This is a genomic window from Mesorhizobium sp. B2-4-17, assembly GCF_006441275.1.
GTDB lineage: Bacteria > Pseudomonadota > Alphaproteobacteria > Rhizobiales > Rhizobiaceae > Mesorhizobium.
The window spans coordinates 1-19,131 of record NZ_VFUX01000035.1 but is presented as its reverse complement, the minus strand read 5'-3'; the positions used below and the strand labels follow the sequence as shown (position 1 = coordinate 19,131).

The window sequence follows — 19,131 nt, the reverse complement described above, 5'->3', positions numbered from 1 at the left end:
GGGACGTCACGGCCCCTCACTTTCAGCCTCGGACGCACGTACCACTTCGTGCTGGCGATGTTGATATTGAGGAACGACGAGTGAGGCAGGCCCTTGGCTGATGACTCTGCCGTTCTCGATCCAAATTACATTCGCGGCTTCACGCGCTGTGTCGATGCGGTGCGTGATCAGCAAAATTGTCCTGCTACCAAGCTGCCTACCAATCGCACGCCGCACCTGGTCCTCGAGCGCGGTATCGAGTGCGTTCATCGCCTCATCGAGGATCAGGAGGTCCGGATCGCGCAATACAGCCCGCGCCAGGCCAATGCGCTGCCGTTGGCCACCGGAAAATCGCAGTCCCTCCTGTCCGATCCAGGTGTCATAACGGTCTGGAAGGCCCTCGACGAATGCCGAGACACCGGCACTGCGGGCGGCGGCAATGATCTCTTCTTCGGTCGCATCGGCTTTGGCCATTCGGATGTTCTCCGTCACCGTGCCCTCGACGAGGTCGACGTCCTGACCGGTCACGGCGATCTTGGATAGCCAATCGTCCCGCCTGATTTCCGCGAGCCGGGTGCCGTCAATCATGATGCTACCGGAGGTCGGTTCGTATAGCCGCAGAAGGAGATTCACGATCGTAGTCTTGCCGGCGCCACTTGCACCGATCAGCGCCGTAGTCACTCCGGCTGGAATCTCGAGCGACAGGTCGGTGAGCACCGGCGTGTTTGGATCATAGCCAAAGCTTACGTGGTCGAAGACGATACTCGCGTTCAAATCCTTGAGCGCGATTGTGCCCTGCGATGGATATTCCTTGTCCTCGGACCGGATCATCTCCAAGACCGAGCGCAGCTGTGGCTGCATCTGAGCCAGAAACAGCAGGTTGCTTTCGAACTCCTGCGTATGCGGCTGCAATCGATACAGCAGCGCGACAGCGGCCAGTGTCACCTCGAAGCTGATATGCCACCACCCGGAGACCAGAACGATAGTGCCCAACATTCCCAGATAACCGATCTCGGTGGTTGGGCCGATCCACGACGAAAGGCGGATCATGGACAACGAGGCGTTGCGCGCGGCCGCTGACGATTGCACGAAACGGCGCTGATGCAGCGCCTCTTGTCCATAGGCGCGTATGGTGCGCAACGCCTGGAGCGTCATGAGCATGTGCTCGCCGAGCGATTGATGGATCTTCTTTACCTGATGCCCCAGGTCACGCGCGGGCCGCGAAAAGATGCGCAAGATCGCGGAGATCGCAACTGAGCCGAGAGCTGCGATCAGCAGGATCTTCCAGGAGATCATGAGCAGGAAGACGGCGAACACGAAGATCGAGCAGCTATTTATGATGAGTCGGGTGACCGCCCCATAGGACTGCGCGACCAGCCACGATTCGGTCCCGAGCACCTCCATGAGTTGCGATTGCTCGTGCTGCTGGATGGATCCGAAAGCGACCCTGAGATATTGCTGGTGGATGAGGTTGCGCACGCGTTCGCTGATCCGTTCGCCAATGCTGGAGCTTATCAACGAATACACCAGCGCTAGTGCTCCCCGCGCGAGGATGAGCAGGAGGATCGCGACGGCGAGCCGAGTGGGACTACCGAACCAGGCGACTGCCAGGCCCAGCGCTCTACCCTGAAGGCCACCTCCTGCTTCCGTGATCCGATCGGACACCAGATAGAGGAACAGCAGGATCAACGTGATGCCGAGCGTCTCGGCCAAGGACGACAGAAAGCCGAGCGCGAGCAGCACCGGGGTCGCCCAGCGCGGCTTTCCAACGATGCGAAGCAGCTGCGAAAGATCGCGCAACGAAGCACGGACCGCACCGCGGCGTGTGGGGCCGTTGGCTTCGCTCATTTCAGTTCCCCGGTCGGGAAGCGCGCGGTCACCTGCGAGCGGATCGGCCGGCGACCACGCACCAGCCTCGTCACGACGCGCTTGGCCAAATGCGCGCCGACCCATGGCAAATCGATGACGATTATCCGCATAGCGATCGCAGGATGATGGCGAAGCAATAGCGACAGGATCGGAAGCACATAGCGTGGTTGCCGCTGGCGCAACGTTCGCTCCAGGAGCCAGACCGAATAGAAATGCAACCCCTCACGCAGCGTGGATGCCGCATCCGGGTGGCGGCCGAGCATCTCGTCCACCACAAGCATCCAGGATCGCAGCATGCGCGTCATGTTGCTTGACATATTCCCCGGAAGGTAACGATATCCGACCAGCGGCTCTTCGACGACTTCGAAGAGGTATCGTTCGGCGACGCGACAATAGAAGAGGATGTCTTCACAACCTTGCGCGCCCGCCGCGCGCAGTCCGCTCTCGAAACCGCCGGCGTCTATCAGTGCCTGCCGGCGTACCAGGGCGGCGCTGCCGTTACCAACGAAATTGCCGTGGAAGAGGCGTTCAAGCACATCGCCCCGCCAGTTTGGCCGATGCTGATCATCAGTTACCTTGCCTTGGGCATCGACCACCAAATACCAGCAGTAGACGAGCCCAACTTTCTCGTCTGTCCGGTCGAACACAGCCAGCTGCCGCTCGATCTTGGTCGGCGCCCACAGATCGTCGGCATCGACAAAGGCGATCAGATTGGATCTCGCCGCTTGCCAACCCGTATTGCGAGCAGCGGCCACGCCGGCGTTTGCCTGCTCGATCAGCCGCATCCGCGGGTCGATCTCCATGTGACGTCGGGCAATGGCGACAGTCTGGTCGCGTGAACCGTCGTCGACGACAATAATCTCAAGCGCGCGGTGAGACTGCGAGCGAACGCTGCGGAGCGTCTCGTCGATTGTATCTTGCGCGTTGTGCGCGGGGATAATGACACTGACAAGTTCACCGTTCATTCGAGTGCGGCCTCCAAAATGGCGACAAAGTCATCGAGCGAACGATCGCCGCGAATCTCGATGCGGGGAAGGTCGATCGGATCGCAATCGAGGTCCGCCGGCCCGTGCCTGCCGCCGAAGCCGGTTCGATAGCCGCACTCCCTGGCCAGCCGGCCAAGCCGCCGGTCGGTGACAGAGAAAGGCGCCGCGAACGTCGTCGTTGGCCGGCCGGTCCATCGTTCGACGAACATGCGGGAGCGCAGCAGTTCGGCGGCCAGCTCGGAGCTCGACAGACCGTCGATGGCACGATGCGTCGCCATATGGCTTCCGAAGAACGCACCTTCGCCGGCGAGGCGCCGCACCGTCCCGGCGTCCATGAGCGGCGTCGGCGGACCGCAGTCGGCATCCCACTTGGCACTGTCCCCCACCAGATCCGTCACCAGGAACACTTCCGCGGTCAGGTCGTTCCTGCGCAAGATCGGCCAGGCATGGTCGGCAAAGTTCTGGAAGCCGTCATCGAACGTGATCAGCACCGGGCGGCCAACGAAAGGGTGACGGTTGGCGATGAACCATTCCAGCTGCTCGGACATGATCGCGTGGAAGCCGTTGGCGCGCAGCCACGCCATCTGCTCGGCAAACGCGGCGGGCGCCAACCGGAAACGGGCGAGCGCGGCCGGCCCATCATCGGCGACGCCATGATACATGAGGACGGGGATACGCTGCCGCCGCTCGCTGCGCGCGACATCGCGGCGCAAGGCCCGCGCCCCGCCCCAGACGATTTTTCGCGCGACCTCCCTTTCGATGGGCGCGCGGATTGGCACATGGTCAATCGTCGGTTCCGTCGCCACGTCGCCTGGCGGCAGGCGGCGGAAGCGGTCTATGCGATAGAGCTCGGTCTGGATCGATTGCTCGAGGATGAGGCCTTCGGTCGCCGCCAGCGTCTCCGAGATCGCTTGTGCACCGAATGTGTTCCAGTCGAAGCCCGTCCGTTCCAAATTGTCACGCAGCACGAATGCGTGTGCGCTGACGAAACTGCCGCCAGGCGCCAAAGCCTCGACGAGTTTTTTGGCGACGCGCCGCAACTCGGCGAGATCATCCAAATAGTAGAGGACTTCCGAACAGACGATCAGATCCATCTCGCGCGGCAGCGTGTCGGCAGAGAAATCCAGCACCCCGAACTCGACATTCGGCTGATCGCCGCATCGCGCGCGCGCGCGCGCGATGGCTACGGCGGAGATGTCGGTCGCGGTCAAATGGCCCACTCGCGGCGCCAGCTGCCGCGTGAAATGGCCCTCCGCGCAGGCCAGCTCGAGCGCCCGGCCGATTGGGCCGGCCGGCAGAATTTCGAGCTGCCGCTCATATTTTTCCTGTTCATAGGCCGAACCATAGTTCCAGGGATCCTCGGTCGCGAAATGGCGATCCCAGAACGACGCGCGATCATTGTCGCGCCCACCGTCGGCCGGTGCGTGACGCGGCGCTGCAAGAGGCTCCGCAACTTCGGCGCTCGAGCGCATCAACTGCTTGGCTTCCGCCGCCAACCGCGCGAGCCTGCCGTAGTGGCTGTCTTGATCGGACCGGCGTCCCGCCATGGACAGCAACGCCGATGCTGCAAGCATGTCTGACTTGTCGGCACCGGTACCCTTTTGCAGTGCATGTACAGGCGATCGGCCAGCCAGCCGCGCAACGCCCTTCCAGAAGCGGAACGCCATGCGCCGATGGCCGGAGAGGCCGCGTATGATCTCCCGAGGGGGCACGAGATCCAGGATCAATTCCATCCAATGACGCCTCGTCACTTTCCCGAGTGCGCCGAACTGCACCAAAGCCTCGATCCTGCCGTCGATCATCAGGTAGGCGTAGATTTGATCGATCCCTTCCGGCAGTTCGGTCGAGGTCGGATTTCGGGCGTCGACGCGAATCCCTAGCGTTCGCGCTAGCGGACGCGGCGCGGCAAGGTCATCGAAGTCGAGAAGCATTTGCTCAAGGTGATATTGGACGCGGCGACCCGCCACGGGATTGTCCCAGACCTGGCCGAGTTCGACGATCAATTTGCTTAAGGGGCCGCCGAACCTGTCCCATCTGGCAGCCAATTGCGCCGGCCCCGACAGGCTTCCCACCATCAGGCCGTCGAAAATCACCTTGGCGACCTCACGCGCCCACTTACGTCCCACGGGGAGCGCGCGCAGGGGCTCCGGGTTGGCCAGGCGCGAGCCGCTGCCGCAATCCGACGCGGCATTCCACAACGCGAACCAGGCGAGCGCTTCGGAAGCGGTGCGGCCGTTCGCCGGGATCGCCCCCTTGGCGTGCGCCGGGGCTGGGTGTTTGACCCTGGGGTCGGCAGAAAAGCCGCGGGCGATGACGATTTCCGCGTCTGCCAGCATCTGCGTTGAATTGCGGGTGAGCGAGTTGGGGCTGGCCCGATAGAAAGCGAGCGGCTCGTCGACCATCAGCCAATTTTTGCCCTGACGTGCGACGCGCTGCCACAAATCCCAGTCCTCGCAGGTGCGCAGCGACACATCGAAACCGCCCAGCTCGACGATTGTCGCCCGATCGATCAGCAGCGCGTGCGTGCGGATGCCGCACCGGCGCGCGAATGTCTCGAAGGGCTCGATCGCAACCTCGGTCGCGATGCTCGGCGGGGTGAGTGCGCCATCGGGCATCACGCGCCGGAAACCGCAATAGGCGGCCACGGCATCGGGCGCGGTTTTCAGCGCGGCCAGCATCTTGGCAAGGAAGCCGGCGTCCACCCAGTCGTCCGCGTCCAGGAACATCAGCCAGCGGCCGCGCGCTGTCGAAATCCCCTTGTTGCGCGCGCCGGCGGCGCTGTGGGCGCAAGACTTCAGCGTCCGAAATCGGGCGTCGCCTTCCATATAGCCGGCGATGATCGCGGGGGTGCGGTCCGTGGAGGCGTCGTCGACGACGATCGCCTCCCAATCAGCAATATCCTGACCGACAAGGCAATCGAGCGCCTGCGCCAGCGTCACCTCCGCATTGTGCGCAGGCACCACGATCGAAACCAGGGGATGATGCACCACGCCGTCTTACCCGCGCCTGGTTCGGAGGTAGAACAGGAGCCCCGACACATAGCCGGCGATTTCCTGCCAAAGGAAACGATCCTCAGGGACCCTGCGTCCAAGCAGCCTCCTGCGAACCCTGCCGAGATACCAAAGCGGCTTCCATTTGAACGCCTGTCTCAAATTCGCCCTGACGCCAGTCCGTTCATGCTGGACGAGCAAAGCGGCTGAGTGACCGCGCATGTAGAAGTAGATTTGCTTGGCCAGGCCTTCCATCGTCCGCCTGTGGAAATGGAACGCGACGGAGGTGGGCTGGTAGCGGCAGTCATATCCATTGGCGAGCAGCCGATACCAATATTCGGAGTCTCCAGAACATCCGGCCTGACCGACGTCGAGACGCTCGTCAAACAGCCCGGCGTGGTCAAACACGTCGCGCCGGAACGCCATGCTGGCGCCAGCCCCAACTTTCCAGGCAGGGAATACCTCGTGCTTGCTGGCGGCAAAATCGGCCGCGCGGAAAATCCGAGGTGTATAGCCTTGCCCGAAACTCCAGAATGTCTCGAAATAACGCTGCGCTTCGGTGGTAATCTCGGCGGGCAGCACAAGACCCGTCACCGCGCCGATCGAAGGTCTGTCAAATGCTGTGACCAGCCGCTCAAGCCATTGCGGATGAAGCAGAACGTCATCGTCCGTGTAGGCAACGATCTCGGAGGATGCACGCTCAGCGCCTCGATTTCGGGCAATATCCAAGCCGGGTCGGTCCTCGCGGACATAGATTGCGCCGGCAGCGAGCGCTACCTCGCGCGTTTCGCCGCCTGCCGACGCGTTGTCGACCACAATGACCTCCGCGGGCGGAAGGGTTTGCAGAGGGAGCGAGGAGAGGCAGCGCCGCAGCTCTTTCGGCCTGTCGCGCGTACAGATGACCACGCTGGCGCTCGGCAGGTCCAGAACCGGTGGAGCCGGGCTTGAGTCTTGAGCGATCGCAATTGGGGCAATGCGGCACTCCCCGTCGCTCGCCCTGAGCAAATGCCCGACCGGCAGCCCGCCGCGCCACAAGACGATCATGCCGGCATCGCAGTCCTCAGGAGCACCTTGGATGTCTAGATCCACGTGGCGGACACCTACGCAGCCGTCCACGCCAAACATCTCCCGCAGTTCTGCCTCCAGCACATTTACGTGCCCGTCTGGAGTGGATGACATTTTCACCAGCTCATTTCGCTATAAAGAGGCCGAAATTCGGCGTCTTTGTTTAGCATCCGTTTCACTCGAAGCTTGATCCAGCGAGGAACCAGCCTGGCCCGGCAATATGCGTCTACGATGTCAGGCAGACCAGAAATCGCGGTGCGTGGGTCCAGGACGACGGACTTCTTCAGCAGGTCGTAGGCCGCGAAAAACCGTCCCTCAATCAAAGCTCTTGTGGCAAGCCAATGGATCATGTCGACCAGATGGGCATCGAGATCGCCCCCGAATTGCGGATATTTTTCACGAAACTCGGCAAGGACGATTTCGCAGGAACGAAGCATCTGCATGACATCGCTCGACATGTTGACGTTCGTCATTCGGTAGCCCACAAGATGTTGAGGCACGACACGGAACTCGTAACTTTCCGCTATTCTGAGGCACATCAGAAGATCCTCGCAGCCTTGTGCGCTCTTGGCCCGCAAGGACGAATCGAATTGTCCCGCTTGCTCGAATGCGGAGCGACGTACAAGCATCGAACTTCCATTGCCGACAAAATTTTGTCTGCACATGCGCTGGAGCACATGACCTTGGGCGTCGGGGTGATTATGCAGCGAGAATACCCGACCGTCCTCATCGATATGCGCAAACCAACAATATGCCAGGCCTGCTGAAGAGCCACCTTCCAGCAAGGCGCGCAATTGCAATGCGATCTTGGATGGGGCCCAAAGATCATCCGCATCGACAAACGCTAGAAATTCCGCGTCGGTAGAAGCCGCGCCGCGATTGCGAGCGTGCGCAACTCCGCCATTTGACTGCCTTATGAGGCGTATACGCCGATCTTTATCGGCACAGAAGGCCACGATTGATGCGGACTCATCCGTCGATCCATCGTCGACCACGATAATGTCCAGTGCTTGGTAGTTCTGGCGGCAGATGCTGGTCAGGGTGGAGCGAATGGTTCGCTCCGCGTTGAACATCGGCACCACGACGCCTACTGTGGCATTGTCCTTGACCATCGGGGACTTCGTTTTCTCCGCAAGGTGGTGGAGTTCATGCAGGCACGCCGTCAGTACCGCTCTCTTCAAAGATCGGGGCGAATTCGCGGCAAAAGACGCTATTCTATTAGTTTTTACTAAATAATCATGCAAGCCAGCAGGCTCGGGTGGGCTTGGCAGGTCCACCCATAGTGATTTTTTGCCGCAGGCGGCTTCAGTTACGCGATGTGGCAGACAGAATGGAGTTCGTTCCGGTTCGCGTTTCAGGTCGGACCGGCCGCCATGGCAAGCATCGCCAGCAGTCGAAAGATTTCCAGTTCGCCGCCAACGCGCTGGGTTTGATCGGTCCCGATGCAATCTCCTCGCAGGGAGGCGGCGGTGTGTCGAGCGAGCGTCGACCGAGGACCGAAAACATTCCGACAGATGATCTTCACTTCTTGTCCAGGCCTGCACACTCTTGTGGCGGCAAGGGCGCATATTAGGTCGTCGCTCGAATGAGAGAGGGTCTTTTGCGTCGATTGGCGGATACGTGGTACACTGCATCAGCGGCGTGTGGGGTTGTCTTAGCCCCGGGTCTTACGTCGGCAGAATTTGAACACGCACCCTGCGTGCCTTGCGAGCCGGACAATGATCCACGCTGACGCCCTCTGCTCGTCATCGCGGTGCACTTCTGGAAATAAGTATTGGACGATCAGGCCATGTGCGGTACAGACTTCTCCGAGCACCGGAGCACCGGACCTCATGTTTGGGTAAGAAGAAAGATATCAGGACAATTGGTTTTAAAATGCGACCTTCCTGCCGGACACTGTCATCTCCGACGCCATGGCAAGCGCAGAACGTGTCGCTGCTGAACCGCACAGGGCGTGGACGATCGTCTCGAATATCGATCGAGAAAGGCCGGAAGCATTCGTGTCTTCAAGGTGAAGCCTAGTGCCTTCCGGTCTCAAAAAATCTGAAGTCGCCCATTCAAAGATCGGGTCCAAGAGGCCCCGCGTCATCTCGCGGCTCTTGACATTGCGCGGTTTGGCCCTCGTGCACGATGGCCTTATGGGGGCCGCCGCGCTGTTGCTGTCATTCGCATTGAGGTTGGACGGCTTCTCGGGGAACTTTTGGAAGTTCGTTGCAGCTGCGGCACTCTTCGGATTCATAGTCAGCATCACTGGCTTTTTCCTTGGGCTCAATCGCGGCGTATGGCGTTACGCATCGCTGTCAGATTTCCTGGCGATCGCCGGCGTAACTACCGCATCTCTCGCCATCTTCACGGTCATCGAATTTCTGGTCGATCGACTGAATTCGATCCCACGTTCTTCCATTCTCATCGCGTGGGCCTTCGCGATCGTGTTTCTGGCCGGGCCGCGTGCCGCATACCGCGTCTATCGGAATCGGCACGATGTTAGAAAGGGGAAGGTTGCCAAAGGAAGCGCCAAGAACGTTCTTCTCATCGGGGCGACCGATAATGCCGAGGCTTTCATAAGAACGATCAAGGAGAGAAAAAGTGCCTCTGTGGAGGTGCTTGCAATTCTCGACGAACGCGGCCGAAGAACAGGGCGAGCGATCCGGGGTATTCCGGTCGTGGGGCCGCTGAGCAACCTGCCTCAGATATTGGACCGGTTCGAAGCGCGGGGCCGCCGGGCCGAGGCAATAATCCTTACTCGATCTCGCGAGGAATATCAGCAATACGCCAGCCTCGAGGAGTTGGTGGACGTCGCGGCGCAGCAGAAGGTGGAGTTGCTGGCACTCCCCAATCTGCTCGACATGAAGAGTATCGATGCGGAGATTCAACTTAGCCCGATAAAACTGGAGGATCTCCTGCAGCGTGCGCCCGTGAGGTTAGACACGCAGAAAATCACCGCTATGATTGGCGGTAAGAACGTGATGATCACCGGAGCCGGAGGTTCGATCGGGTCCGAGCTGGCGCGACAGGTATTGGATCTCAGTCCGCTGAGCCTCGTTCTCGTGGATGCCAATGAGTATGCGCTCTATTGCATCAAATCCGAGCTGAGCCAAAAGCATCCTGACCTACGTATCCACGCGGTGCTGTGCAACGTGCGCGAGAGGGAGGCGATCAGCAACGTCGTTGAAACCCACGCACCCAATCTGATCTTTCATGCAGCTGCTCTAAAGCACGTGCCGATGGTGGAGGCTCAACCAATCGAGGGCATTTTCACCAATGCCATCGGTACGCGGAACGTTGCCGACGCCGCATTGCGCTGGAAAGTCTCCAAGATGATCATGGTTTCGACCGACAAGGCAGTAAACCCTGCTAACGTCATGGGAGCCACTAAACGTATGGCGGAAATGTATTGCCAAGCGATGGATATCGATCAAAAGACGTCCACCACGCGCTTCATGACGGTTCGATTTGGCAACGTATTGGGATCAGCCGGATCCGTGGTTCCGCTCTTTGAACAGCAGATAAGGGCCGGCGGCCCTGTAACAGTGACCCACCCGGACATTGTGCGTTTTTTCATGACCATTCCCGAAGCGTGCCTGCTGGTGCTGCAGGCAGCAGCCCATGATCCGGACGACGTTAATGAGCGCGGCCGAATCTTTGTTCTCGATATGGGTTCACCGGTGAAGATTGCTGACCTGGCGAGGAACCTCATCCGCCTATCTGGGCTGCGTCCGGACACCGACATTCAAATCGCTTACACCGGGCTGCGTCCCGGAGAGAAACTCTACGAAGAACTGTTCGACAGTAACGAGACATTGCGTGAGACGGGGTCGCCGGGAATCCTGGCAGCGTCTGCGCGATCCATTGAGCGGGCGATGATCGAGCGCATCTTCGATGAGATGCAGCGTATGATAGATAGACTGGATTTGGAGGGCGCGCTTCGCCTTCTTCAATCGACAGTACCAGAATTCACCGCGGGACCTGATATTCACCTGACAATGAGCAACACGCGCTCGCTACGGCAATGAATTTCATTTACCCGGCAACTGAGGGTCTGCAAACAGAAAGCGGCGCGACCGAGGAGAGATTGCGCGTACTGGTGATCAGCCAGCATTTTTGGCCCGAGAGTTTCAGGATAAATGAGGTTGTCGAATCGCTGCGGCACCAAGGCTGCGACGTTGAGGTCTTGGCCGGGCAGCCAAACTATCCACAGGGCAAGATTTTCGAGGGCTATAGCGCCTTTGGCTTCGGGACCGAGACCCACCCTTCAGGGTACTTGATTCATCGAGTACCCGTGGTGCCTCGAGGCCGCGGCGGCGGAATTCGACGGATATGGAACTACTTCTCATTTGTAATATTTGGAGGGCTGCTGGGCCCGTATCTTACGCGGACCAAGCGATACGACGTCATCTTTGTCTACGCAATCTCGCCCATATTGCAAGGACTGGTGGGCGCCGTTTTCCGGCGTATCAAGGGAGCAGCTCACGTCATTTGGGTGCAGGACCTGTGGCCAGAAAGCCTTGAAGAAACCGGCTTCATAAAAAACAGATGGATGCTGGCAGCGGTCGAGCGGCTCACTGGTTTCATATATCGACGCGCTGACCTTCTACTTGTCCAGTCTCGCGGATTTATCGGGAAGATACAGGCCATTGTGGGTGACGACGTGCCAATCGCGTATCATCCGAACCCCGGTGACAACCCCTTGGCGGAGAGCGCATCCCCTGAGAGTTCATCTCTCAAACTACCCACGGGATTTAACGTCGTGTTCGCGGGTAACCTTGGGACGGCTCAGGCATTGGAGACCGTGCTGGATGCAGCAAGTCACATTCAAGATCCAGAGATATGCATCGTTCTTGTGGGCAGTGGCAGCAGATCCGATTGGCTCAGAACGCAGATCGAGCGGCGTCGCTTGAGCAACGTGGTATTGGCAGGCCGATTTCCAGCCGAGATGATGCCAAGGATATTGGCGCAATCATCGGCGCTTCTTGTCACATTGAAGCGGTCGGCCGCCTTCGGGCTGACCATACCCAGCAAGATTCCAACTTATCTTGCCGCAGGCCGCCCCATTCTGGCCTGTTTAGATGGCGAGGCTGCAGAGATCATTCGTGAAGCCAATGCCGGAATAACAATTCCGGCAGAAGATTCGTTTGGTCTGTCCGAGGCTATGGTGCGGCTCAAAAATATGCCCGAAGAAGCGAGAGAATCCATGGGAGAGTCGGGCCGCGAGTACTTCAAATCGCATTTTGCGCCCGCGCCGCTTGCTCGTCAGCTAATTGATCATTTTCGACATGCACGAAGCAAGCTAGCGCGCTCGCGGTTGTAAATCAGGAATCGGTGATGGAACGACAGACTCATCGCAAATTGCTGGTGCTAGGTGCCTCTGGCATGCTGGGCAATGCAGTCTTCAGATTTTTCTCAACCAGTCCTGGCTTTCAAACTTTTGGCTCAATCCGTTCCAGATCCCATCAACGCCTCTTCTCGGAGGAGGTCAGCGGAAATTTGGTCAATCTGCCCGACGCGGAAAACCCCGACGCGCTCCTCGATCTGTTCGCCGACGTGGCACCCGACGTCGTCGTAAACTGCATCGGCTTGGTCAAGCAGCTTTCCTCGGCAAGTGATCCTTTGGCGGCAATCCCCATCAACGCGATCTTGCCACACCGGCTAGCGCGACTCTGCAGGATCGCAGGTGCCCGCCTCATTCACATAAGTACGGACTGTGTCTTTGATGGCGCGGACGGCAACTACAGTGAAAGTTCGCGTCCTAACGCATATGATCTCTATGGGAGAAGCAAGCTGCTCGGCGAAGTCGATTACGACAACGCGATAACACTGCGGACTTCGATCATCGGCCGGGAATTGAACAGCGCCCACAGCCTGATCGACTGGTTTCTGAACCAAGAGGGCAGCGTTAAGGGGTTCACGCGGGCGATCTTTTCCGGCTTGCCCACTGTCGAGCTAGCCAGGGTCATCCGCGATTTCGTTCTTCCGAACCCGGCCCTGACAGGCCTCTATCATGTTTCCGCCGCAGCAATCAGCAAACACGATCTCTTGAACATAGTGGCGCAAATCTACGCGAAGGAAATTCGCATCGAGCCGGATGATAGGGTGGGGATCGATCGATCTCTTAACTCATCCCGTTTCCGCCACGCTACCGGATACGAGCCTCCACAATGGCCCGCGCTCATTCAAGCCATGCATGATTTCTGCTAACCAAACGAGACCATAAGTATGTTTTCCAACAAGACGCTGCTCATAACCGGGGGTACTGGATCCTTCGGGAATGCCGTGCTTTCGAGATTTCTAGCAAGCGATTTCGCGGAAATTCGCATATTCAGCCGAGACGAGAAGAAGCAGGAAGATATGCGCTTGGCGCTCCGGGATGAGCGCCTCAAGTTCTACATTGGCGATGTTCGCGACTACCATGCTGTCGACGATGCGGTTCGTGGTGCCGATTACATTTTTCACGCGGCGGCTCTCAAGCAAGTACCTTCCTGCGAGTTCTACCCAATGGAGGCGATCAAGACCAACGTCCTGGGGGCGGAGAATGTACTTCGCGCGGCAATCAGTCATGGGGTTCAGCGATGTGTCGTGCTCAGCACGGACAAGGCGGTGTATCCAGTCAATGCGATGGGGATGTCCAAGGCTCTAATGGAGAAGGTGATGATCGCCAAATCTCGACTGAGCGATTCCGTCCGTACGATCGTCTGTGCGACACGTTATGGCAACGTGATGGCTTCTCGCGGATCGGTGATCCCCCTCTTTTTGGATCAACTCATGCGTGGCCAACCGCTCACGGTGACCGATCCGAACATGACCCGCTTTCTCATGTCTCTCGACGAGTCGGTGGATTTGGTTCTCTACGCCTTCGAGCATGCGCGGTCGGGCGATATTTTTGTTCAGAAGGCGCCAGCTTCCACAGTGGGGGTTTTGGCGGACGCGATGCGGGAGGTTCTCGGACGCGACAACCCCGTGAGAATCATCGGCACGCGGCACGGCGAAAAGCTCTTTGAATCTTTGGTGTCTCGCGAAGAAATGGTTCGTGCAGAGGACCTCGGCAACTACTACAGAATTCCCGCCGACTCGCGCGATCTGAATTACGACAAATATTTCGTAGAGGGGGAGCGAGCGGTTTCAGCTCTCGAAGACTATACATCTCACAACACGATACGCCTTGGTATTGATCAGGTCAAAGAGCTCTTGAACCGCCTTGATCTAATCAGGGGGGCTATCAGTGCTTAAAGTCATGACTATCGTGGGGACGCGGCCGGAAATCATACGGCTGTCGCGGATCATCGCCCTGTTCGACGCAAATTTCCAGCACACCCTGGTGCACACAGGACAGAATTACGACTACGAACTGAACGACGTCTTTTTCTCAGAGCTTGGAATCCGGACGCCGGATATTTTTCTCAGGGCAGCCGGGAAATCAGCGGCCGAAACGATTGGGCAGGTGATTATCGCGGCTGACGAGGTGCTGGATAAGCACAATCCTGATGCCTTGCTCATCCTCGGCGACACAAATAGCTGTCTGGCAGCCATCTCTGCGAAAAGGCGTAAGGTCCCCATTTTCCACATGGAAGCGGGGAATCGGTGCTTCGATTTCCGAGTGCCCGAGGAGATTAATCGCCGCATCGTTGACCATATCTCGGACGTCAACCTGACTTATAGCCAAATTGCTCGCGAATACCTGTTGCGAGAAGGGCTGCCGCCTGACCAGATAATCGTCACCGGAAGTCCCATGCGCGAAGTCCTCGAGTACTACCGCGAAGCGATCAACGGCTCAGATGTGCTCGGCCGTTTCGGACTCGCCCCGGGGAGATTTTTCATCGTCAGCGCACATCGCGAAGAGAATGTCGACGCGCCTGATAGATTGGAAAAGCTGCTGAGGATCATCAATGGGATTGCGGACCGTTACGATGAGCCAGTGATCGTATCGACCCATCCCCGCACGAGGAAGCGCCTGGATGCACTCGGCGTGGATTGCAGTCCTAAGGTAAGGTTCGAAAAGCCGTTTGGCTTCCTCGATTACATAAAACTTCAGAGCTCTGCCCGAGCTGTTTTATCCGACAGCGGGACCATTACGGAAGAGAGCGCAATCCTCAACTTTGCTGCGTTGAATTTGCGCGAAGTGCATGAACGTCCGGAGGGGTTCGAGGAAGCTTCGGTTATGATGGTTGGGTTGGAGCTGGAGCGGATACTTGATGGACTTAAAATCCTGGAAAGCCAACCGCGCGGTGCGGACCGGCTGTTGCGCATGCCGAGCGATTACCATCCCGACAACGTGTCCGAGAAGGTCATGCGAATTGTCCTAAGCTATACCGACTTCGTGAACAGGCGTGTCTGGAGAACACAATAGCGACTAACCGCGTTCGCCTACTGCAGCGATTGTGGCTCAACGGGCGTGCTTTCAACTCGACCGTTGCTGGACGCCAACCACTTCGTGGCCCACCAAACCGCGCCAAGGAACATAACGGAAAGGAGTAGTTCGATCGCATAGATCAGCAAAGTCCATGGAAATCCCATTTGGACCGTCAGGTAGGCCAGCGACACGCCTGTTACGGACGCGGCTGCCAGGTTTTGCGTCGAACGGGCAGCTATCCACTCGACCAAGTGACCCGCTAGCGTGAGTGCAAACATAAAGGCCGCCACGACCATCGCCGATCCGGACAGGCTAGCTACGCCGATAGGGCCGGGGAGTGTGAGGAATGTATAGTACTCAACATGCCCGTAACGATTGCCCGACATTTCTTGGTAGATTGCGTGGGAGCCTGCGGCGGGATCCTCAGACATCACTTTCAAGAACAGGTCGGCGCCGAGTCGGTCGGAATTGGCGGCTGCTGTCATAACGCCCTCCATTCCGACCCAACGCATGACAGCGAGATTGCGGAGTTGGCGGAACAATCCCTGGAGAGCAGAACGATTTCTCGTTACGGTTTCCACTTTGTCGGCCAATGAAGTTTCTTGAAGCGCGGGAGGCTTCGGGACTGCTCGCGGAGTTGCAGGAACCTCTGAAGTCGAGCTCGCCTCAGCGGAGTTCGAATCATTGGATGCTTCAGGAGGCGTTGCCGGCAGAGGCACGGAGGTCCCGGACGCAGTTTGCGAGAAGTCGAACGTGCGTTCGAAACTGACTACCGCCAGCGACGCCACAAAGATAAACGCGGCTAAACCCATCGCCAAGCCAACGGCAATCCAGCTCCGCACCTGCCGCCGCCGCAACGCAATGACTACGACCGCAGCCAGGACGTAGAGAAGAAGCTGGATCCGGCTGCCCATCGAAATAGAAGCGAGCAAACCAAGAAATGTCGCCGTAAGGATCAAGGCGGCATATGGCCATCCCCGGAGTTCGATGAGCCAGAGCACCGCAGTCAGCCCGCCCAAGAGGGAGCCCCAGGCGATGCCAAAGGCGGCGACCGCGTAGATGCGAGCGTCCATGTCAATGCCAAGGGGGAAGCCAATTCGGAGGATATGAAATGTGTAGTTCGCCCAATACATGCCGATTGAGCAAACTATCAGCACAGAAAACGCTCCGAGGACCGAATTGGCAAGATGAGCGGTTCCAGAAGCTCTCAAAGTGTTTGGAAAGGATGGAAACAATGTCGCCATGAAGTTCGCCAAACACACGCCCGACAAGCCACTGGCCGCAAAAATTAACGCTTGGTCCCATTGCGACGTGAATGTGCTAACCGGCTCAATTAGCTGCACGCCAAACACGAAGTGCGCGATCGCTTTCGCTATGAAACCCACGAAGAGGAATGACGACAACAAGAAAACGAAGAAAGAGGAGGGAAATGCAAGCGAGATGGCTACCGCGGCGCAGCCGGAAACATAGAACCAGAGGAGGATTAACGGCGAGGCGCCAGAATTGGTCGTCAAGAGCAATAAGAACAGAGGTAGCGCTATGACCGCTCCTGCAGGCAGCGCGAAACCTGTGATCGAGCCGGATCGGGAATTTGGCGAAGACGCAGTCATGGGCATTCCCTATACTCCGAAAGCGGCTTGCGACCCAAGGGCGACTTTTCCATTTCCCCAGCAAGGGTTGGTGGGCCTAAGCCAATGGTCCGGCCGTCGTTGCGCGGCGTGTCGGGCTTATGGTATAGGCCGAGCAAATGCGAATTGGCCTGGCTCGCTTTAACCGCTCACCATCTCGGCATCGCCGCGTGCAGTATCACCCCGAAGAAGCCTCTACATGAACGACGAGCGATTCGAAAACGAGCCACGCGTAGTCGTGCTCGGAGGGACCGGTTTCGTCGGCGAGGCCTTTGCCAAGTGCTGGAATATCTCTGCGGTCCGTCCCAGCCGATACCTGGTGCACAGGTCGCGGCCAAAATGGCTCGATACAAGCGGCGTGGAACGCAACGACGTCAACCTCGGTGACCATGCTCAAATGCTGAGCGTGCTTCGCGGTCAAGATGTTCTGATCAACCTTCTGCGCCCGGATGGCAGCGGCTGGTATAGCGGTGCGATGGAGAGCCTGAAGTCGATCTTTCGGGAGTCCGGAATCCGTCGTTGTATCCACGCGAGCAGCATTGACGTTTATGCCGGCGTAAAAGACCATCTCGTTGACGAAGATACGCGACCGCGGCCACTGTCACCTTATGAAACAGAGCATATTGCGGTCGAAGCGGTGATGAGAGATTCGTTCCCGGAGACAATCGTATTGCGACTGGGGGCCGTGTTCGGGCCAGGTGGCCGCAATCTGGTCAGCTTGGCGGAAGAGATAAGCCGTGCCCCGCAGTGGAAAATCGTGCTTCGCCGCTCCCTCTACGGCGCCAGACGGATGCACCTTGTCAGTGTCGAGACTGTAGCTCGGGCACTCGTCCAATTGTCGCTCGAACGAAAGCGTCTTGGGCTTCAGGTGGTGCTTGTCACAGACGATCACGACCCAAACAACAATTTCGCTTTCGTCCAGGATCGCCTCGCTGCGGCGTTTCGTCGTAACCTACCCAAGATTGGGCCTACGGCGCCGAGATCGTTGCTGAGGTTGCTCCTTCGTGCGAGAGGATTGCCGGATCGGAACATCGACCGACGTTTTTCCCATAGAAAGGCCTCCGAACTCGGATTGCCATCCGAGGCGTTCGTGGACCGATTGGAGGAATATGCTCAGCATCTAGCCGACGACATCGGCAGATATGACCAATGAATATCCTCCTGACCACCGTATCGCTCGATTCCCGAAAGGGAGGGGGTACCGCAGAACGAACGCGGCGCCTTTCGGCTCATTTGGAGGCCAAGGGACATCGATGCGAAGTCGCGACTATGCAGGATGGCGATTTGGCGGAAAAGCTTCGCCAGCGAGGCGTCCCAGTGTATGCGACGGGTTCAGTGCGCCTACGGCTTACGGTCCCATTTATCAATCCTCTGCGGCTCGCCCGGAGCCTCCGCAGAGCCGATGTTGTTCACATTCTTGGTTACTGGAACCTTCTTTCGGTCGCGACAGCGTTTCTGGCTTCGCGGCTGGGCAAACCCTACGCATTCAGCGCCGCGGGCGAGTTCGTGGGCCTTGACCGCCCACGTCCGATCGCGCGTCTTTTCCATGTCCTTTTTGGCAAACGGGTAATCCGCGATGCAAGCTTGCTGGTTGCGATTACCCCACTGGAACGAAGCCAAATTCTGGAGCGATTTCAGCTACCAGAAGACCGTGTCATCGTCCTCCCCAATGGAGTGGAGGAGCACGCCCAGGCCGTCACCCATCAGCCTTCTCAGTCGGATGCGCCCTACATACTGTTCATGGGACGCCTTGCCGAAGTGAAAGGCCCAGACCTGCTCGTCCAAGCTTTCGCCGATGTGGCGTCGGAATACGGTGATGTCCGGTTGGTGATGGCAGGGCCGGACTTTGGAATGCGCTCCAGTTTGGAAAAGTTCGTTGGAGAAAGGCAACTTGGTGATCGCGTTATCTTTACGGGTCATCTAGGCGAGATTGAGCGGAACGACGCCTATGAGCGAGCTCTGTTTCTTGCCGTCCCATCGCGCGCCGAGGCGATGTCGCTTGTTGCATTGGAAGCTGGAGTTGCCGGAACACCGGTGCTACTGACCGATCAATGCGGATTCGACGAGATTGAAAGCGTTGGTGGTGGCCTTGTTGTGCAGGCGACCGTTGAGGGGCTGCGTGGCGGCCTCCGGTCGATGCTGGCAGAACGCGAGTCGCTGAGCACGATGGGCCAAGCTCTTCAGGCCCACATTCGCGGAAAGTTTACATGGCCTTCGATCGTGGATCGCCTAATTTTACAGTTCCACAGCATGATCGCGAACTGCGGGGG

The 19,131-nt window shown here is 58.5% G+C and carries 13 protein-coding genes; 7 read left to right on the top strand and 6 right to left on the bottom strand.

Annotated features, from left to right (window positions below):
* Positions 1 to 6: 6 nt before the first annotated feature.
* Genes FJ548_RS24365 through FJ548_RS24345 form a run of 5 tightly spaced genes read right to left on the bottom strand, consistent with a single transcriptional unit; the run spans position 7 to position 8,001 of the window.
* Entirely contained in the window at positions 7 to 1,827 is a 1,821-nt protein-coding gene (locus FJ548_RS24365) for an ABC transporter ATP-binding protein (RefSeq protein WP_140779167.1), read from the bottom strand.
* Positions 1,824 to 2,813, bottom strand: coding sequence for a glycosyltransferase family 2 protein (locus FJ548_RS24360; RefSeq protein ID WP_140611952.1), 990 nt, complete (start codon positions 2,811 to 2,813; stop codon positions 1,824 to 1,826). Before FJ548_RS24360 ends, FJ548_RS24365 begins: the two co-directional genes overlap by 4 nt.
* Entirely contained in the window at positions 2,810 to 5,824 is a 3,015-nt protein-coding gene (locus FJ548_RS24355) for a trifunctional glycosyltransferase/class I SAM-dependent methyltransferase/polysaccharide deacetylase (RefSeq protein ID WP_140779166.1), read from the bottom strand. The genes FJ548_RS24360 and FJ548_RS24355 overlap by 4 nt, the downstream gene beginning before the upstream one ends.
* 6 nt (positions 5,825 to 5,830) lie before the next feature.
* Positions 5,831 to 7,003: a glycosyltransferase gene (locus FJ548_RS24350; protein ID WP_226890666.1), complete on the bottom strand. Its 1,173-nt coding sequence runs from the start codon at positions 7,001 to 7,003 to the stop codon at positions 5,831 to 5,833.
* A 2-nt stretch (positions 7,004 to 7,005) separates the two neighbouring features.
* Positions 7,006 to 8,001: a glycosyltransferase family A protein gene (locus FJ548_RS24345; RefSeq protein ID WP_140611957.1), complete on the bottom strand. Its 996-nt coding sequence runs from the start codon at positions 7,999 to 8,001 to the stop codon at positions 7,006 to 7,008.
* A 1,026-nt stretch (positions 8,002 to 9,027) separates the two neighbouring features.
* Here FJ548_RS24345 and FJ548_RS24340 point away from each other — a divergent pair.
* The 5 genes from FJ548_RS24340 to wecB are packed head-to-tail and all read left to right on the top strand — an operon-like array spanning position 9,028 to position 15,230.
* Positions 9,028 to 10,902 carry a nucleoside-diphosphate sugar epimerase/dehydratase gene (locus FJ548_RS24340; protein ID WP_140611959.1) on the top strand — a complete coding sequence of 625 codons (1,875 nt, stop codon included), beginning with the start codon at positions 9,028 to 9,030 and terminating at the stop codon, positions 10,900 to 10,902.
* The gene (locus FJ548_RS24335) at positions 10,899 to 12,197 is read left to right on the top strand and encodes a glycosyltransferase family 4 protein (protein ID WP_210242687.1); all 1,299 of its coding nucleotides are present in this window, start codon (positions 10,899 to 10,901) and stop codon (positions 12,195 to 12,197) included. The genes FJ548_RS24340 and FJ548_RS24335 overlap by 4 nt, the downstream gene beginning before the upstream one ends.
* Before the next feature lie 14 nt (positions 12,198 to 12,211).
* Positions 12,212 to 13,084 (top strand): SDR family oxidoreductase, encoded by an 873-nt coding sequence (locus tag FJ548_RS24330; protein WP_140779165.1) that lies wholly within the window; start codon positions 12,212 to 12,214, stop codon positions 13,082 to 13,084.
* An 18-nt stretch (positions 13,085 to 13,102) separates the two neighbouring features.
* On the top strand, positions 13,103 to 14,113 hold the full coding sequence (locus FJ548_RS24325) for a polysaccharide biosynthesis protein (protein ID WP_140779164.1): 1,011 nt from the start codon (positions 13,103 to 13,105) through the stop codon (positions 14,111 to 14,113).
* On the top strand, positions 14,106 to 15,230 hold the full coding sequence (gene wecB, locus FJ548_RS24320; protein WP_281407103.1) for a UDP-N-acetylglucosamine 2-epimerase (non-hydrolyzing): 1,125 nt from the start codon (positions 14,106 to 14,108) through the stop codon (positions 15,228 to 15,230). The genes FJ548_RS24325 and wecB overlap by 8 nt, the downstream gene beginning before the upstream one ends.
* Before the next feature lie 17 nt (positions 15,231 to 15,247).
* Here wecB and FJ548_RS24315 read toward each other — a convergent pair whose 3' ends face one another.
* Positions 15,248 to 16,843, bottom strand: a complete 1,596-nt coding sequence (locus tag FJ548_RS24315) for a hypothetical protein (protein ID WP_140779163.1) — start codon at positions 16,841 to 16,843, stop codon at positions 15,248 to 15,250.
* Positions 16,844 to 17,060: 217 nt separating this feature from the next.
* On the opposite strand from FJ548_RS24315, the gene FJ548_RS24310 reads away from it, so the two are divergent.
* Together FJ548_RS24310 and FJ548_RS24305 are read left to right on the top strand one after the other, a co-directional pair.
* Positions 17,061 to 18,014: an NAD-dependent epimerase/dehydratase family protein gene (locus tag FJ548_RS24310; protein WP_140611969.1), complete on the top strand. Its 954-nt coding sequence runs from the start codon at positions 17,061 to 17,063 to the stop codon at positions 18,012 to 18,014.
* The coding region (locus tag FJ548_RS24305; RefSeq protein ID WP_140779162.1) for a glycosyltransferase family 4 protein at positions 18,011 to 19,131 on the top strand (1,121 nt) is incomplete at its 3' end. The genes FJ548_RS24310 and FJ548_RS24305, both read left to right, overlap by 4 nt.

Bases quoted from the DNA above. Each gene is read 5' to 3' on its own strand.
- FJ548_RS24365 (WP_140779167.1), bottom strand. From the start codon at position 1,827: ATGAGCGAAGCCAACGGCCCCACACGCCGCGGTGCGGTCCGTGCTTCG.
- FJ548_RS24360 (WP_140611952.1), bottom strand. From the start codon at position 2,813: ATGAACGGTGAACTTGTCAGTGTCATTATCCCCGCGCACAACGCGCAA.
- FJ548_RS24350 (WP_226890666.1), bottom strand. From the start codon at position 7,003: ATGTCATCCACTCCAGACGGGCACGTAAATGTGCTGGAGGCAGAACTG.
- FJ548_RS24345 (WP_140611957.1), bottom strand. From the start codon at position 8,001: ATGGTCAAGGACAATGCCACAGTAGGCGTCGTGGTGCCGATGTTCAAC.
- FJ548_RS24340 (WP_140611959.1), top strand. From the start codon at position 9,028: ATGGGGGCCGCCGCGCTGTTGCTGTCATTCGCATTGAGGTTGGACGGC.
- FJ548_RS24335 (WP_210242687.1), top strand. From the start codon at position 10,899: ATGAATTTCATTTACCCGGCAACTGAGGGTCTGCAAACAGAAAGCGGC.
- FJ548_RS24330 (WP_140779165.1), top strand. From the start codon at position 12,212: ATGGAACGACAGACTCATCGCAAATTGCTGGTGCTAGGTGCCTCTGGC.
- FJ548_RS24325 (WP_140779164.1), top strand. From the start codon at position 13,103: ATGTTTTCCAACAAGACGCTGCTCATAACCGGGGGTACTGGATCCTTC.
- FJ548_RS24315 (WP_140779163.1), bottom strand. From the start codon at position 16,843: ATGACTGCGTCTTCGCCAAATTCCCGATCCGGCTCGATCACAGGTTTC.
- FJ548_RS24310 (WP_140611969.1), top strand. From the start codon at position 17,061: ATGAACGACGAGCGATTCGAAAACGAGCCACGCGTAGTCGTGCTCGGA.